Source organism: Chryseobacterium sp. PvR013 (genome assembly GCF_017833095.1).
Lineage (GTDB): Bacteria > Bacteroidota > Bacteroidia > Flavobacteriales > Weeksellaceae > Chryseobacterium > Chryseobacterium culicis_A.
Genome location: NZ_JAFIBT010000001.1, coordinates 243460 through 259975 on the forward strand (window position 1 = coordinate 243460; position 16516 = coordinate 259975).

Consider the following 16516-nt stretch of genomic DNA (forward strand, 5'->3'; position numbering starts at 1 on the left):
GCTGCATATTTTATTTCCCACTCCAAATAATATGAAAAAACTACTATTAACCATTCTGTTAACACCAATCATTTCTTTTTCTCAGACTAAAGGGGATTTACATTATTTTAAATCCAAAGATTCTTTAGTTGGAGTAAAAGATAAGGCCGGAAAAATAATTGTTCCGGCACAGTTCAAAATCTTTTCATTCCTAAAAGATGGAGATCCTGTAGAAGGAGAAACCATTCTTTTTGATGGCAGTAAAGAAGGTGAAAAGTCAGAAAAAAATGCATGGGGATATGTGTACGACAGAAAAGGGAAATTTCTGTATCAGCCATTCCTTTATGACAATGGAGCAGATTATTTCTCTGAAGGACTAAGAAGATTGGTTAAAAATGGTAAAGTAGGATTTGCAGACCGAAACGGGAATACTGTTATTAGAGCTGAGCATGACTTTGCATTTCCTTTTAATTACGGATACGCCACCTTTTGTGACGGCTGTGACTGGGAAAAAACAAATGACGAGCACAGATCCATCGTAGGTGGAAAATGGGGTGTGATGAACGTCAAAGGGCAAACCATTCAGCCATTGGCGAAACCAACAGAGCAGGATGTTGAAATAGACGGGAAATACTACCCGAATCCTTTTCAATACAATGAAAAAGAGAAGAATGTCCTTCAGTTCTTTGAAAAACAGAAGAAAAAGCTTTCAAATCTTTATTATGTAAATTTTTACAATAAACTGTCTGAAAAAGAAAAGAATCTGTTTTTTGAAATTGTAGAAAGGCCAAAAGAAAACTTTCCCTATTATCAGGTGAATACTTATAATTGGAAGAAAAAGGATTTGGATATGCTGTACCGTTTCAAATTCCTGGTTTCAGAAGATGGAAAAACATTTTATGCGATTGAGGATTTTAATGAAAAGAAAATTCCTTTTGAAAACTGGTTGAAAGAAGAAATAAAAAATGCAGAGAACTTTCAGAAAGAACATAAGGACAATCCTAATAAGTTTATAAACAAATAAAATAAATTTGGAAATTCCATAGGTCAAATTTGAAGAAAATACGACTTATTCCTTTAAATTTGTACAGAATAATGGTTAGAGGGAAATATTTCTCTCAAAAATTTCCAATATAGATGGGTTTAAAGAAAAAAACTTTAGCTTAGAAAAAGTAAAAAGAAAAATAAATCTAATATTAAAAATCTGACATCTAATTTTTAATAATGTTACAGAATCAAAATCATCAACAATTAATGACCGATCTTAAGGAGCTGGTAGACAAGACAAGAAGTCAGGTTGCAGCTCAGGTAAACTCGGCAATGGTGGTTTTGTACTGGGAAATAGGAAAAAGAATAAATGAAGATGTTTTAGATAATAAGAGAGCAGAGTATGGCAAAGAAGTTATTGTACAAATCTCTCAGCAACTTACGTTAGAATTTGGAAATTCATTTTCTGAAAAAAATATCCGGAAAATGATGCAGTTTGCGTCTGTTTTCAGTGATTTTAATATTGTCGCATCAGCGATGCGACAATTATCGTGGACTCATTTTCTACTCCTTATTCCTATTTCTCAAGATACTAAAAGAAACTTTTATCTTGAAGTTTGTAAAATTGAAAATTGGAGTGTCAGAGTCTTGAGAGAAAAAATCAATTCTCTGCTTTTTGAACGAACAGCAATAAGCAAAAAGCCCGAAGAAATAATAGATAAAGAACTGAAAAACTGGTCTGAAAATAATATTTTAAACCCTGACTTAGTTTTTAAAGATCCCTATTTTCTTGATTTTTTAGAATTGAAAGATACCTTTTCTGAAAAAGATTTAGAAGAAGCCATTATTGTGGAACTACAAAAGTTCATTTCTGAATTAGGAAGTGATTTTGCCTTTCTTTCAAGACAAAAAAGAATCACAATAGATAACAGAGATTATTACCTGGATTTACTTTTCTATCATAGGAAACTAAAATCTTTAGTCGTTATCGAACTGAAATTAGGTGAATTTGAAGCAAGCCATAAAGGGCAAATGGAGCTTTATCTCTCATATCTTAATAAATATGAAAAAGTAGAAGGTGAAAACCCGCCCATTGGTTTAATCCTTTGTTCCGGGAAAAATTCCGAACATATAGAACTCATGAATCTGGAAGGAGATAATATAAAAGTAGCAGAATATTTACTTATCTTACCTTCTGAAAAAGTTTTGCTTGAAAAATTGCATCGTTCAATAGAGATAGCAAGAAATAAATTTGAAAATAAAAAATAAATCTAATATTAAAAATCTGACATCTAATGTCTAATAACAAAAGAATTTTCGTAGAAAAAAGAGGAATTTTCGATGTTGAAAGTCCAAAAATTTTTGATGAAGTAAAAGCGGTGGTTCCGGCAGTTCAAAGCGTGAAAGTATACAATGTATATGATATTTTCAATTTGAATGACGGAGAATTTGAAAAAGTGGTGAACAACACTTTCGTAGACCCTGTTACTGATATTTTACATACAGAAAACCCTGCAAAAGCTATTCATTTCGGAATGGAGTTTTTGCCAGGACAATATGATCAGAGAGCAGATTCTGCACAGCAGTGTATCGCTTTGCTGACAGAAAATGAAAAATCAAAAGTAAGAAGTGGAAAATTAATCGAATTTGAAGGAGTTTCTGAAGTTGATTTGGTTAAAATCAAGGATCTTTTGATCAACAAAGTAGAATCTCAGGAAAAAGACTTATCTATTTTGGATATTCCTGCAGATGAAACCCCGTCAAAAGTGATCATCCACGAAAATTTCATCAATTTCAATGATGCTGAACTGGAGAGTTTCTATAACAATCATGGTTTTGCATTAGGATTGGATGACCTGAAATTCATTCAGGAATATTTCAAGACCGAAGAGAGAAATCCTACGGAAACAGAACTTAAAGTATTAGACACCTATTGGAGTGACCACTGTCGTCACACGACTTTTGAAACAGAATTGTCAGATATTCAGTTTGATGGTCAGTTCAAACACACATTGGAAACGATCTTCAATGATTATATTGAAAAAAGAAAATTCTTAGGCCGTGAGCTGAAGCCAATTTCCCTAATGGATCTGGCAACAGTATGCGGTAAATATTTCCATAAAACAGGAAATCTGGATAATCTTGTCATTTCTGATGAGATCAATGCATGTACCATCCAGATCGAAGCTGAATATGATGGTAAAAAAGAACCCTGGTATTTATTATTCAAAAACGAAACACACAATCACCCTACAGAAATTGAACCATTTGGTGGAGCATCAACGTGTTTGGGAGGAGCCATCAGAGATCCATTATCCGGAAGATCTTTCGTTTTCCAGGCGATGAGATTAACAGGGGCTGCAGACGTTTTAGAATCAGTAGACCAAACATTACCAGGAAAATTACCTCAGAAAACGATTACAAAACAGGCTGCCAACGGATATTCATCTTATGGTAACCAGATTGGTCTTGCTACCACAATGGTTTCTGAAATCTATGACGAAGGTTATAAGGCAAAAAGAATGGAAGTAGGTTTCGTTACCGGAGCTGTTCCTGTAGACTGGGTAAGACGTGAGAAGCCTGAAAATGGTGATTCAATCATTATCTTAGGAGGAGCAACAGGTCGTGACGGAGTAGGAGGAGCAAGTGGAAGCTCAAAAGAGCAGGACGAGACTTCAATCCACACCATGAGTTCTGAAGTTCAGAAAGGAAATGCTGTAGAAGAGCGTAAAATTCAGAGACTGTTCAGAAATCCTGAAGTAACGAAGCTGATCAAAAAGTCAAACGACTTCGGAGCAGGAGGTGTTTCTGTAGCGATCGGTGAAATTGCAGACTCTTTAGAAGTGAACCTTGATGTATTACCATTGAAATATGAAGGATTGAACGGAACCGAACTGGCTATTTCTGAATCTCAGGAAAGAATGGCGGTAGTTGTAGATCCTCAGGATAAAGAAAAATTCATCAGATTCTGTGAAGCTGAAAACATTGTTGCCGTAGAAGTGGCAAAAGTGACAGATTCCGGAAGAATGCAGATGTTCTGGAAAGGAGACAAAATTGTAGACCTTTCAAGAGCTTTCTTAGATACCAACGGATGTTCAAAATCTCAGGAAGTGAAAATCACTCACCTTGAAGACGTAAAAGAAGAAACGAAAGCTTTCAACGCAGAAAACTTCCTGAACATCTTAAAAGATAAAAATGTAGCTTCCCAAAAAGGGCTATTGGAAATGTTTGACTCTTCCATTGGAGCAACTACAGTAGCCATGCCTTTAGGTGGAAAATACCAACAAACCCTGATGGAAGGAAGTGTACAGACACTACCGATTTTAGGAGCAAAAGATATTAAAACTGTTTCTTTGGCAAGCTGGGGATTTGATGCAGAAATTTCAAAGCAAAACTCACTATTAGGGTCATCATATGCTGTAGTAGAAAGTGTTGCGAAGATTGTTGCCATGGGAGGTGATTACAAAAACATCAGACTAAGCTTCCAGGAATACTTCGAAAAATTAGGGCAGAATCCAGAGAAATGGGGAAAACCTTTAGCTTCACTTTTAGGAGCTTATGACGCTCAGATCAATTTAGGTCTTGCTGCTATCGGAGGTAAAGATTCCATGAGTGGAACATATCAGGATCTGAATGTACCACCAACCCTGATTTCTTTTGCATGTGCCAACGGAGATAAAGAAAATATCATCTCTCCTGAATTGAAAAATGCAGGAAATAAGCTGTATTTCTTCAACCATATCGCTCAGGAAAGCGGACTTCCAAACTATAATGCTTTAAAAGAAGTTTTTGAATTCATTTTTGAAAACATCAAAGCAGGAAAAATTGTTTCTGTGAAAACAGTGAAAGAAGGAGGTCTTGCAGTAGCTTTAGCAAAAATGAGCTTCGGAAACAGATTAGGTGCTGAGATCACTGCAGATGAAAACGTTTTATTAGCTAAAAATATCGGTAGCTTAATCATTGAAGCAAAAGAAGAATTAAGCTCGGCTGCTCTTCAGTTGATCGGGGAAGTAAAAGATTCAGGGATTGTAAAAATCAACGGTCTTGAATCCAATATCACAGATCTTGTCTCTGCTAATACCAATACATTCGAAAACCTTTTCCCAACGGTAGAAAAAGAAAAGATCACGGTTGAAATTGATGAAAAATCAAATTCAATCCACCCAAGAAATATTATCATTAAAAAACACGGAATTGCACAGCCGAAAGTTTTTGCTCCGGTATTCCCGGGAACCAACTGTGAGTATGACACACTGAACGCATTCCAGAAAGAAGGTGCCATAGTAAGCAGCTTGCCTTTGATCAATATCAACCACCAGTTATTGGATGAAAGCATTGATGCTTGGGTTGAAGAGATCAGAACTTCTCAGATTCTGGCATTCTCAGGAGGTTTCTCCGCAGGTGACGAGCCGGATGGTTCTGCAAAATTCATTGTTAACGTTCTGAAAAACGAGAAAATGAAAAATGCAGTACACGAATTATTAGACAGAGATGGAATGATCATCGGGATCTGTAACGGATTCCAGGCACTTGTGAAGTCAGGATTGCTGCCTTACGGAAGAATCAAAGATCTGGATGAAAACTCTCCGACATTAGCTCACAATGCGATCAGAAGACACATCTCTCAGATGGTAACTGTACAGGTAGTGAATGATGAAAGCCCTTGGTTAAAAGGAATGAAAGGTCAGACCTTCACTATTCCGATTTCTCACGGGGAAGGACGTTTCATGGCTTCAGAAGAAGAGATCAAAAAGCTGTATGAAAATGGGCAGATTGCAACCCAATATATAGACTTTGATGGAAACATCGCTCACGGAATGCCGTTCAACCCGAATAACTCATTATTCGGAATTGAAGGAGTTACCAGCCCATGTGGAAAAATCTACGGAAGAATGGGTCACCCGGAACGATTTGCAGAAGGTCTCATGAAAAATATACCTACCGCGAATTATCACAACATATTCAAAAATGGAGTTGAATACTTCAAATAATAATACAAGAAAAATGATCGTCATCCATGGCGGTCATTTTTCGTCTTTAAGAGGTTTCTATGAAGAAGTTTCCAATGTTCTGATGAAAGATGTGGATTGGAAAGTAGGAACGCTGGATGGCTTCGATGATATTCTATACGGTGGTTTCGGAGTATTTGAAAATAAAGAAGAAATTGAAATTATCTGGAAAGAATCACAGAAATCAAAAGAAGACTTAGGTTTTACTGCCACCCGTGAATTCTACGAAAATAAAATCAGACAGGGGAAACCTTTCAACACAGAATTGATTCAGCAGAAATTAGATGATTTGGTCAAAGGAAAAGGACAGAGCCTTTTTGAAATTTTAGTGGAAATTATAGAATCACATACCAATATTACGTTGAGGTTGGATGATGAGTAATGAGAATCTTAAACCATTAAGAACAGTAAAGATTTTAAGATAAGTTAAGATTCATCAACGATGAATAAAGCAGTCTGCTTAATAAGAGCTTTAACTATTACATTCATAATTCATAATTCTTTATGAAATCTTAATGGTTCAATAGTTTTATAATTAGAGTGTTACATCAGCTTCATAAAATCAACTTGTTGATTCTCTCTTTGCTTCCTGGAATCAACATAATAACAATAAAATCTTTGCGTTAAAAAACAGAATAAATATTTAACCATTAAGAACAGTAAAGATTTTAAGATAAGTTAAGATTCATCAACGATGAATAAAGCAGTCTGCTTAATAAGAGCTTTAACTATTACATTCATAATTCATAATTCTTTATGAAATCTTAATGGTTCAATAGTTTTATAATTAGAGTGTTACATCAGCTTCATAAAATCAACTTGTTGATTCTCTCTTTGCTTCCTGGAATCAACATAATAACAATAAAATCTTTGCGTTAAAAAACAGAATAAATATTTAACCATTAAGAACAGTAAAGTTTTTAAGACAAGTTAAGATTCATCGCTGATGAATAAAGAATTTTGCTTCATAATAGCTTTAGCTTTTATCTTAATAATTCTTCATTCCTTATGAAATCTTAATGGTTCAATAATTTTATAATTAGAGTGTTAAATCAGCTTCATAAATCAACTTGTTGATTCTTTCTTTGCTTCCTGGAATCAACATAATAACAATAAAATCTTTGCGTTAAAAAACAGAATAAATATTTAACCATTAAGAACAGTAAAGTTTTTAAGACAAGTTAAGATTCATCGCTGATGAATAAAGAATTTTGCTTCATAATAGCTTTAGCTTTTATCTTAATAATTCTTCATTCCTTATGAAATCTTAATGGTTCAATAATTTTATAATTAGAGTGTTAAATCAGCTTCATAAATCAACTTGTTGATTCTTTCTTTGCTTCCTGGAATCAACATAATAACAATAAAATCTTTGCGTTAAAAAACAGAATAAATATTTAACCATTAAGAATAGTAAAGTTTTTAAGACAAGTTAAGATTCATTGCTGATGAATAAAGAATTTTGCTTCATAATAGCTTTAGCTGTTGCCTTAATTATTCTTCACCTCTTCAAAAATCTTAACGGTTTAAATCACTTCTTTCAGCTAGAGCATCAGTTTGTCTATTGCCGAGTGAAACGCCTTTGTGAACGAAAACAATAAAATTAATATAAACACTTAGAGCCTTTTGCGTTAAAAACTATGCAAGCTAAAAGACATTAATCATTTTTCTTACTATTTTTACTTCAACAAAAAACAGGAAACAATAAAAGTGGAATGAAGAAAATTATTTACGGGCTGTTCTTCGGTGACAGCATTACCTATGGGGAATATGATGGTGTTTTTGGCGGTTGGGTAGATATCCTGAAAAGATACGCGTTGCAGCAATTTCATGAAGGAAATGGAGATGAACTCATCCTGTTCAATCTCGGAATAGGAGGAGAAACTACGGAAGGCTTACTGAAAAGGATTCCTCACGAATTAGCCGCAAGAAATTCCCCTGATGGAAATATTGTTTTTCTAAGCTACGGAGCCAATGATCTGGCTGTGAAGGAGGGAATACAGATGGTAAATCCTGAAAAATTTAGAAGCAATATTAAAAAAGCTGTTGAACATGCCAGACAATTCTCCAATGAGATTTATCTTGTAAGCATTCTCCCTTTCTCTCAAAAAATAGATGGAGTTGTGGTGAGTTCTGGTAAAAAAAGAATCAATGAAGATGTCGTTGCTTATAATCAGATTCTGAAAAATATTGCAGCCGAAGACTCTTTGACGTATATTGATTTTTATTCCGCCTTTCTGGATGATAAAGAGATCCTGCTTTCATCAGACGGTGTACATCCTAATGAAAAAGGCTATGGAATGATGGCTGAAATCGCAATCCCAATCATTGAAAAACATTTATAATGCCCCATTTATTTTCTTACGGAACCCTGCAGAAAGAAAAGGTTCAAATGGAAACCTTTGGAAGACTTTTACAAGGTGAAAAAGATATTTTATCCGGCTACAGATTAAATATGCTTGAAATTACAGATCCGGAAGTACTGCGAAAAAGCGATCAGGTAGAAGGAGTACTTTTTGAAGTGACAGAAGCGGAAATTCTTCAGGCAGATGAATACGAAGTGGATGATTATAAAAGGATAGAAACTGTTTTTAAATCCGGAAAAAGTGGGTTTATTTATGTCGGGAAATAGTCATTGCGAGCAAAGCGAAGCAATCTCAATAATAAACATTATTTTTAATTTACAAAGGCATTCAATAGGGGTGGGCTTTAGCCCACTCATTCTAAAAAAAACATAAATCCATTGGCTTTAGCCAAAACTTTAAAAACCTCCTGACATACCCTTGTCACAACCTGTCCTTATATTTGTGCTACAACAAAAATCAAGAAATGAATAACATACAAGTAGAACCTTTTAAGGTAATCGGTATTTCAGTAAGAACCACTAATGAGAATGGACAGGCCGGAAAGGATATTCCGGTATTATGGGAAAAAATGATAAGCGAGGATATTCTCAATGCAATTCCGAATAAAATAGATGATACCATTTATTCCATTTATACGGATTACGAAAAAGACCATACCAGGCCTTATACCACAGTTATTGGGTGTAAAGTAGAAAATCTTGACCCTATTCCGGAAGGAATGGTAGGCTATTCTTTTGATGGTGGAGCATATGTGAAATTTACAGCAAAAGGAGATCTGTCAAAAGATCTTGTTATCAATGAATGGATGGAAATCTGGCAAATGGATTTAGGAAGAATATTTACAGCCGATTTTGAAATCTATGGAGAAAAAGCACAAAATCCTTCAGATGCAGAAGTTGATATCTTAATTGCTGTGAATTAAAACGCAGAAAAATCTCTTGCCTTTACAATTGTTTGAACTGAAGATGTGACATTCCCATCCTTCGGAGGGGTGGCAAAAATTCAAAGAATTTTTGACGGGGTGGTCAAACACATAACTTAAGTATTTGCAAGCAATGTTTCAGATTTCTTTATCCAAAAACATATTTCCAGTACACCAAAACTCCGACAATCACGGATGCAATGGCTGTCAGCATTACAGCTCCAGCGGAAATATCTTTAATAAAGCCGATTCTTTTGTCGAAATCAGGCTGAATGATATCACAGATCTTTTCAATGGCTGTATTGAAAATTTCGGCACTTAAAACAGCAAATGAAGCGATGAAAACCAATGCAGCATCTGTATTATTCAGTCTGAAATAAAAAATAAAAAAGAAATTCACAAAAAATACCAGAAGCTCGATCTGGAAATTTCTTTCCGTTTTAATCATCAGAAAAATACCCCTGAAAGCATTGAGAAAACTTTTATGGATAGGAGGTTTTTGCATGATTTTGAACTTTTCAGACAAAGATAGTCTTTGTATTTTGATTAAAAAATGAATCTCCGAAGAAATACAAGCATAATGTCAAGGCTCAAAACAAATTAAGGATCTTTGTGAAAAACTCCTCTATATTATTCTTTTCTTTGTTGTATCTATTTATTATATTTGTAGAAACTTATTTTATAAATCTATGAAATTTATTATTTCAAGTGGTGAACTGCAGAAGGCGTTGCAAACTGTAAGTGGCGTAATATCAAGCTCTCAATCGAGACCGATTTTAGAAAACTATCTTTTTGAATTAGACGGAAATAATGTTACCATTACAGCATCTGACGGCGAGACAACTCTTGTTACTTCTCTGGAAGTAAAGTCTGATGATACAGGTAAATTTGCTGTTCCTGCTAAAATTTTTCAGGATTTTATCAAGACATATGGTGAACAGCCTTTGACATTTGTTGTAAAAGACAATGCGGAAGGAACGGGAAGCCAGCTTGAGATTTTAGATGAAAAAGATAATTTCGCAGTAGCATTAGACAATGCTGATGACTATCCTGAATTGCCAGAATTTGACGCTTCACAAAGCGTAACGATGCCGGCAGGAGTGTTGTCTGAAGCTTTGACAAACACACTATTCGCTACAAGTAACGACTCTCTTCGTCCGGTAATGACAGGAGTTCTTTTCCAGTTTGGAGAAAATGAAACCAATTTCGTTTCTACAGACTCCCACAGATTGGTGGTGTACAAAAGAGCAGATCTGATGAATGCCGAACCGATGGAGTTTATCATGCCTAAAAAGCCTCTTAACATTTTCAAAAATATCCTGGCTAGTTCCAATGAAGACGTTACCATCGACTTCAATGAGAATATGGCTAAGTTTACTTTTGGTAAGCATATCTGGATCTGTAGACTGATTGACGGAAAATATCCTAACTATACAGCGGTAATTCCAAAAGAAAATCCAAATGTATTGACAATCAACAGAAACTTATTACTAGGAGCGATCAAAAGAGCATCTATCATGTCTAATAAATCTACCAACCAGGTAAGATTCAAGCTTTCCGGAAATATTCTTCACCTTCATGCAGAAGATACTGAATATGCAAACAAAGCAGACATGCAGATTCCTTGCGATTACAACGGAGAAGATATCAATATCGGGTTCAGTTCTAAATTCTTAACTGAAATGCTGACGATCTTAGGATCTGATGATATTACCATGAAAATGTCTCAACCTAACAGACCAGGGATCATCGAACCTCTTGACGGTCTTGAAGAAAATGAAAATATCTTAATGTTATCAATGCCGGTAATCGGATTGTAATCTTAAGATAACAAATAATAGAAAGCCGGAATTTTCCGGCTTTTGTTTTTATGTAATATTTTTAATTCCTGAAAGAATAGAAAATATGTTTTTTGTTTAAAATACGAATTACACAAATTTTTTCACAAAAATCACAAATGAAAACCATACGGATCGTGTTATTTGCGGGGTCATTAGTGTCATTAGTGTTTAAAATTGCTCATCATGGAAATAAAAATACAGTCTTATCATACCTCAGATTTTCCCTCAGAATTGACTACGGAAAACTACAGTGTCATTCTGTGGAAAGGAGCTGGTGTTTTTTCTGTAGATGATATCAACTATTCTTACAGCGGATATAATATTCTGTTTCTTTCCCCTTACCAGAAGGTTAAACTGGCTTCGGAATCTGATGAGACTGTTCATATGCTTTTCTTTCATGGTGATTATTACTGCATAGAATATCATAAAGAAGAGGTGGCATGCAACGGATTGCTTTTCAATAATATTTATCTGAACCCTGGCATTGAATTGTCAGAGAAAAACTATCATTATATTCTTGAGCTATTTAATCATATTGAAAAAGAAGAATCTGAAAAACATCCGTTCTCGGAATCTATTATTAAAACCTATATCCAGCTTATCCTTGCTATTGGAAGTAAACAGAAAAGCAGTATGGAAAACACTACGGTTTCTCATGATAAGCTGCCTAATAAAAATGCTGCAGAATTTCAGAAACTGTTGGAAACCCATTTTAAAAATGAAAAAGAACTTTCTTTTTACAGTGACAAACTGAGCATTACCAATAATACATTAAGTAAAGCGGTAAAGAAGGAGTTTACCAAAACACCTACTCAGCTTATTAATGAAAGAATTATTCTTGAATCTAAAAAACTGTTGCATTTAACCTACAGGTCTGTCAAAGAAATTGCTTCGGAACTTGGCTTTGCAGATGAGTTTTACTTCAGCAGGTATTTCAAAAAATCGGTAGGATGTTCCCCAAAGAAATACAGAGAAAAAGTAGGAATCTCGGTAGTGGCGAAAATGTCCATGTAATGTCCTCAAATATCTATGTTGGCGCGGTAAGCGTGTGAATACCTTTGATAAAAAATAAATCACATGCAGAACAACAGTATTTACCACCGTTTATTACAATTGGATACTTACTTTTTTAATTTTCTAAGAATTTCAATTTTCATTGTTATGGCCTGGATTGGAGGCTTAAAGGCATTTCATTATGAAGCGGATGGGATTGTCCCTTTCGTTGCCAACAGCCCTTTGATGAGTTTCTTTTACAAAAATGCAGATCATAAAGTTTTCAATGAAGATAAAAAGCTTGTTGCAGAATATACTGTGTATAAAAATCCCGAAGGGAAAGTGATCCAGAAAAACATCGACTGGCATAAGGAAAACAGAACGTATACTTTTTCCTATGGTTTGGGATCAATGATTGTTATAATCGGATTTTTGGTGCTGTTAGGAATCTGGTTTCCTAAAATAGGAGCCGTTGGAGGTGTTTTAACATTTTTAATGTCATTCGTCACACTATCATTCCTGATAACAACGCCGGAAGTATATGTATCCAATCTGGGTGGAGATTATGCGACTCCTCAGTATGGTTTTCCCTATCTGTCAGGCGCAGGACGTTTGGTTTTGAAAGATATTATCATGATGGCCGGAGGGCTGGTATTATTTTCTGACAGCCTGAAGAAGATCGTAAGACCGTTGGCCCAATAGATTCCCGAATCCGTAACAGAAGGATTAACGAAAATTTATTATCTTAAAATCGCTTCTAAATTTCTCTATTTCTCAAAAAAACACGACATTTGTAGCTCGAAAAATCATACCGGAATAAGGTGTGGAATTTCAAATAAAAGTTTCAAAATAGAGCAGGTGAAATCTTAGAACTCATCTGACGAATTAAATAAGTAGATAGATTAACAAATGAAAATATCAAACAACTGGCTGAAGGACTTTGTAAAAACGGAATCAAAAACTGAAAGAATCGGTGAATTCCTTACAGATATTGGTCTTGAGGTTGAAGGGATAGATAAATTTGAAAGTGTAAGAGGCAGCCTGGAAGGAATCGTTGTAGGTAAAGTACTGACTTGCGAAAAACATCCTAATGCTGACAAACTGAAGAAGACAACAGTAGACGTAGGAAACGGAAAAGTGTTGAACATTGTTTGCGGAGCTCCTAATGTAGATGCAGGACAAACTGTTCCTGTAGCCGTTGTCGGAACTAAAATCTATGACAAAACCGGAAACTTTTTTGAAATTAAAGAAGCAAAAATCAGAGGAGAGGTTTCTCAGGGAATGATCTGTGCAGAAGATGAATTAGGTCTTAGCGAAGATCACGGAGGAATCATGGTGCTTGATGAAACCAAATATGAAGTGGGGAAAAACTTTGCTGACTATTTTGAGCTTACCAATGATGAGGTTTTTGAAATCGGATTAACACCCAACAGAACAGATGCTATGTCTCACTATGGTGTTGCCAGAGATTTACATGCCTATCTTTCTACCAATCAATTGAAATCTCAATTCAATAAAGTAGCTTCTGAAGTTTTGAATAATGAGGGAACTCATGATTTCAAACTGGAAATTGAAGATGCTGAATTGTGCCCAAGATACATCGGAGCTGTTATTGAAAACGTAAAAGTTGCAGAATCTCCATCTTGGTTAAAAGACAGACTGAAAGCAATTGGACTTAGCCCAATCAATAATGTTGTAGATATTACCAACTATATTCTTCACGGGTACGGACAGCCGCTTCACGCATTTGATGCTGATAAAATTGCAGATAAGAAAGTAAAAGTAGGAGTGGTAAAACCGGGAACAAAGTTCACTACTTTAGATGGTGTTGAAAGAACATTGAATGGTTCTGAAATCATGATCAAAGACGGTAAAGATAAGCCAATGTGCATTGCCGGAGTATTTGGTGGTGAGAATTCAGGAGTATCTGAAACAACAAAAACAATATTCCTTGAAAGTGCTTACTTCAATCCGATTGCTGTAAGAAAAGGAGCTAAAGCGCACAGCTTGAATACCGATGCTTCTTTCAGATTTGAAAGAGGAGTAGACCCGAACCTTACAAGAACAGCCATCACTCACGCTATTAAAATGATTCAGGAAATTGCTGAAGGAAAATTAGTAGGAGAGTTACTGGAAGAATATCCTAAAAAAATAGAAGATAACTATGTGATTATCAGATTCTCTAAAATTGAGCAGATCTTAGGAACAAAAATTCATAGAGAAAAAGTAAAGGAAATTTTAAAAGCGTTGGAAATTCAGGTATTAAATGAAATTCCTAATGGTTTTGAAATCTCCGTTCCTGCTTACAGAGCAGATGTGACAAGAGAGATTGATGTGATTGAAGAGATTTTAAGAATCTACGGATACAATAAAATTGATGCTCCACAGAAGTTTTCATTTACGCCGGTTAAGCTGAGTACTAACGATCAGGATGAACTGGAAAATAACTGGGCAAGAACTTTACAAAGCATTGGCTTCAATGAAGTAATGAACAATTCATTGACTTCTGTAAAAGATGAAACAGATGCGGTAAAACTATTGAATCCTTTAAGCGGTGATTTGGCGTTCATGAGAAAGTCTTTATTGGAAGGACTTCTTCAGAATACAGTCTATAACATCAACAGAAAGAATCAGGATATCAAATTCTTCGAATTAGGAAAAATTTATCACAAAAAAGATAAATACGAAGAAAGAAAACAACTGGCATTATTGGTTTCCGGAAGAGATGTTGCTGAAAACTGGCTTCAGCCAAAGTCTGCTGTAAGTTTTTATAACCTTAAAGCGTATGTAAAAGTTTTATTGGAAAGACTTGCGGTAGATTACAAAGAAGTTGCTCTATCTGATGACAGATTCTCTGATGCTTTGGCATATGAGGCAGAAGGTAAAACGTTGGTAAGAATCGGAAAAGTAGCTCCAGCTTTGTTAAAAGACTTTGATATTGATCAGGAGTGTTTCTATGCAGAAATTGAACTGGAATATGCTCAGGAATTACGTTCTAAAAATGAATTGAAATTCAAAGACATTCCGAAATTCAACAAAATCAGAAGAGACCTTGCTTTATTGATTGATAAAAATGTAAACTATCAGGATTTATATCAGACTGCTAAAAAGAATAAATCTTCATTCATTAAGAGCATCAACCTGTTCGACGTGTATGAAGGGAAAAATCTTCCTGAAGGTAAGAAGTCTTATGCTATGAGCTTTGAGCTGTTAAACGAAGAAAAGACACTGGAAGAAAAAGAGATTACCGAAGTAATGGATTCTCTGATTAAAGCTTTCCAGAAGGAATTCAACGCAGAGTTGAGATCTTAATATTTTAAAATATATTTCATTAATAAATAGAAACGGACTTTTTAAAAGTCCGTTTTTTGTTTTTAATCGTTTAAAAAAATGTATTCATGTAGTAAGTTTCGGCTAAAGCCAATTGAATATTGGTTGTAAGTAAAAACGGGCTAAAGCCCGTTCCTCTTGAATCGTATTAGTGATATTAGTGGAAATATTAGTGTTATTCGTGTTTAAAAGAAAATAGCATTTTCCAAACTTATTAAAACAAAAAAAGGCATTTATAACTGAAATTAATCCCGGAAAAATATTCAAAATATCAACTGTTAAAGAATAATAAAATTCATGGTAACCCGTTTAAATAATATAATTTCCGTAAATTTGGGTTAATTCAAAAAGAAAAAAATGAAAAATCTTTTTTTAAGTATATGTACCGCTGCAGTATTGGCTTCTTGTGGATCAATGACAAGTCCGTCTGCGTCTAAAGTAGGGAAAGCTCAGCCTGCTCTTACCAATACCAAATGGACTTTGGCTGAAACGGTAAAAGGTAAAGTTCCAACATTGAACATTGAAGGAGAGAAAATCACAGGAAATGCAGGATGTAATAACTATTTCGGAGCGGCTACAATAGATCCGTCTACTGGAAGTTTTACTGCAGGACAAATGGGATCTACAAAAATGATGTGCAACAACATCGGAGTAGAGCAGAACTTTATGGATATGATGGGAAAAGCAAACAAATATGTGATTTCCGGAAATACTTTAGAATTGTATAAAGACAATCTTTTACTATTGAAATTCACAAAATCAGAATAAAAAAACAAAAGGAACTCAATTGAGTTCCTTTTTTATGTTTAGAGTGTTATTAATCTTCCTCTTCTTCGTCGTACTTAGCCAATTCTTCGTCGCACCATTTGAACGCTGCTTCTACTACTTTAGTAGCCTCGTCTGCCATCGTTTCTTCATCATCACCTTCAAGATCATCTAACCACTCAACTTCTTCTTCCTCAACGTTTAAGATAAATCTTGGATATTCTGTATGAACCACGAATAGATCCTCTGGAAATTCCGAATTATCTGCTAATAAAAACTTTGGTAATTTCATTTTTTTAATGTTTTAACTTTCTCAAAGATAAT

At 34.8% G+C, this 16516-nt stretch carries 14 protein-coding genes; 12 read left to right on the top strand and 2 right to left on the bottom strand.

Annotation, left to right across the window (positions count from 1 at the left end; all coding sequences use genetic code 11):
- The first annotated feature begins 31 nt into the window (after nt 1-31).
- The 7 genes from JOE44_RS01090 (at nt 32) to JOE44_RS01120 (ending at nt 9263) form a co-directional block, all read left to right on the top strand.
- The gene (locus JOE44_RS01090) at nt 32-1003 is read left to right on the top strand and encodes a WG repeat-containing protein (RefSeq protein WP_245169673.1); all 972 of its coding nucleotides are present in this window, start codon (nt 32-34) and stop codon (nt 1001-1003) included.
- 200 nt (nt 1004-1203) lie between these two features.
- Nucleotides 1204-2235, top strand: a complete 1032-nt coding sequence (locus JOE44_RS01095; protein WP_209783959.1) for a PDDEXK nuclease domain-containing protein — start codon at nt 1204-1206, stop codon at nt 2233-2235.
- Between the two features lie 26 nt (nt 2236-2261).
- Entirely contained in the window at nt 2262-5957 is a 3696-nt protein-coding gene (locus JOE44_RS01100) for a phosphoribosylformylglycinamidine synthase (RefSeq protein WP_209783960.1), read from the top strand.
- A complete protein-coding gene (locus JOE44_RS01105) occupies nt 5935-6357 on the top strand; it encodes a ribonuclease inhibitor (protein WP_209783961.1) in 423 nt (140 codons plus the stop codon). The genes JOE44_RS01100 and JOE44_RS01105 overlap by 23 nt, the downstream gene beginning before the upstream one ends.
- A 1333-nt stretch (nt 6358-7690) precedes the next feature.
- Entirely contained in the window at nt 7691-8320 is a 630-nt protein-coding gene (locus tag JOE44_RS01110) for a GDSL-type esterase/lipase family protein (RefSeq protein ID WP_209783962.1), read from the top strand.
- A complete protein-coding gene (locus JOE44_RS01115) occupies nt 8320-8607 on the top strand; it encodes a gamma-glutamylcyclotransferase family protein (RefSeq protein WP_209783963.1) in 288 nt (95 codons plus the stop codon). Before JOE44_RS01110 ends, JOE44_RS01115 begins: the two co-directional genes overlap by 1 nt.
- Before the next feature lie 197 nt (nt 8608-8804).
- A complete protein-coding gene (locus JOE44_RS01120; protein WP_209783964.1) occupies nt 8805-9263 on the top strand; it encodes a GyrI-like domain-containing protein in 459 nt (152 codons plus the stop codon).
- A gap of 148 nt (nt 9264-9411) precedes the next feature.
- Here the strand turns inward: JOE44_RS01120 and JOE44_RS01125 are convergent, their stop codons facing one another.
- Entirely contained in the window at nt 9412-9768 is a 357-nt protein-coding gene (locus JOE44_RS01125) for a diacylglycerol kinase family protein (RefSeq protein WP_209783965.1), read from the bottom strand.
- 184 nt (nt 9769-9952) lie between these two features.
- Here JOE44_RS01125 and dnaN point away from each other — a divergent pair, with 184 nt between their 5' ends.
- From dnaN to JOE44_RS01150, 5 genes are all read left to right on the top strand, one after another.
- Nucleotides 9953-11083 (top strand): DNA polymerase III subunit beta, encoded by a 1131-nt coding sequence (gene dnaN, locus JOE44_RS01130; protein ID WP_034699704.1) that lies wholly within the window; start codon nt 9953-9955, stop codon nt 11081-11083.
- A 204-nt stretch (nt 11084-11287) separates the two neighbouring features.
- Complete coding sequence (locus JOE44_RS01135) at nt 11288-12118, top strand: helix-turn-helix domain-containing protein (RefSeq protein ID WP_209783966.1); 831 nt, start codon at nt 11288-11290, stop codon at nt 12116-12118.
- A gap of 63 nt (nt 12119-12181) precedes the next feature.
- Entirely contained in the window at nt 12182-12799 is a 618-nt protein-coding gene (locus tag JOE44_RS01140; protein ID WP_209783967.1) for a DUF417 family protein, read from the top strand.
- 207 nt (nt 12800-13006) lie between these two features.
- Complete coding sequence (gene pheT, locus JOE44_RS01145; protein WP_209783968.1) at nt 13007-15409, top strand: phenylalanine--tRNA ligase subunit beta; 2403 nt, start codon at nt 13007-13009, stop codon at nt 15407-15409.
- Nucleotides 15410-15784: 375 nt separating this feature from the next.
- Nucleotides 15785-16195 carry an META domain-containing protein gene (locus JOE44_RS01150; protein ID WP_209783969.1) on the top strand — a complete coding sequence of 137 codons (411 nt, stop codon included), beginning with the start codon at nt 15785-15787 and terminating at the stop codon, nt 16193-16195.
- Between the two features lie 49 nt (nt 16196-16244).
- Here JOE44_RS01150 and JOE44_RS01155 read toward each other — a convergent pair whose 3' ends face one another.
- Nucleotides 16245-16484, bottom strand: a complete 240-nt coding sequence (locus JOE44_RS01155) for a hypothetical protein (protein WP_002977986.1) — start codon at nt 16482-16484, stop codon at nt 16245-16247.
- Nucleotides 16485-16516: the final 32 nt, after the last annotated feature.

Excerpts from the sequence above, each read along its gene's own strand:
- JOE44_RS01105 (WP_209783961.1), top strand. The coding sequence starts at position 5,935 with ATGGAGTTGAATACTTCAAATAATAATACAAGAAAAATGATCGTCATC.
- dnaN (WP_034699704.1), top strand. The coding sequence starts at position 9,953 with ATGAAATTTATTATTTCAAGTGGTGAACTGCAGAAGGCGTTGCAAACT.
- JOE44_RS01125 (WP_209783965.1), bottom strand. The coding sequence starts at position 9,768 with ATGCAAAAACCTCCTATCCATAAAAGTTTTCTCAATGCTTTCAGGGGT.
- JOE44_RS01135 (WP_209783966.1), top strand. The coding sequence starts at position 11,288 with ATGGAAATAAAAATACAGTCTTATCATACCTCAGATTTTCCCTCAGAA.
- JOE44_RS01115 (WP_209783963.1), top strand. The coding sequence starts at position 8,320 with ATGCCCCATTTATTTTCTTACGGAACCCTGCAGAAAGAAAAGGTTCAA.
- JOE44_RS01090 (WP_245169673.1), top strand. The coding sequence starts at position 32 with ATGAAAAAACTACTATTAACCATTCTGTTAACACCAATCATTTCTTTT.
- JOE44_RS01100 (WP_209783960.1), top strand. The coding sequence starts at position 2,262 with ATGTCTAATAACAAAAGAATTTTCGTAGAAAAAAGAGGAATTTTCGAT.
- JOE44_RS01095 (WP_209783959.1), top strand. The coding sequence starts at position 1,204 with ATGTTACAGAATCAAAATCATCAACAATTAATGACCGATCTTAAGGAG.
- JOE44_RS01150 (WP_209783969.1), top strand. The coding sequence starts at position 15,785 with ATGAAAAATCTTTTTTTAAGTATATGTACCGCTGCAGTATTGGCTTCT.
- JOE44_RS01155 (WP_002977986.1), bottom strand. The coding sequence starts at position 16,484 with ATGAAATTACCAAAGTTTTTATTAGCAGATAATTCGGAATTTCCAGAG.
- JOE44_RS01120 (WP_209783964.1), top strand. The coding sequence starts at position 8,805 with ATGAATAACATACAAGTAGAACCTTTTAAGGTAATCGGTATTTCAGTA.
- pheT (WP_209783968.1), top strand. The coding sequence starts at position 13,007 with ATGAAAATATCAAACAACTGGCTGAAGGACTTTGTAAAAACGGAATCA.
- JOE44_RS01140 (WP_209783967.1), top strand. The coding sequence starts at position 12,182 with ATGCAGAACAACAGTATTTACCACCGTTTATTACAATTGGATACTTAC.
- JOE44_RS01110 (WP_209783962.1), top strand. The coding sequence starts at position 7,691 with ATGAAGAAAATTATTTACGGGCTGTTCTTCGGTGACAGCATTACCTAT.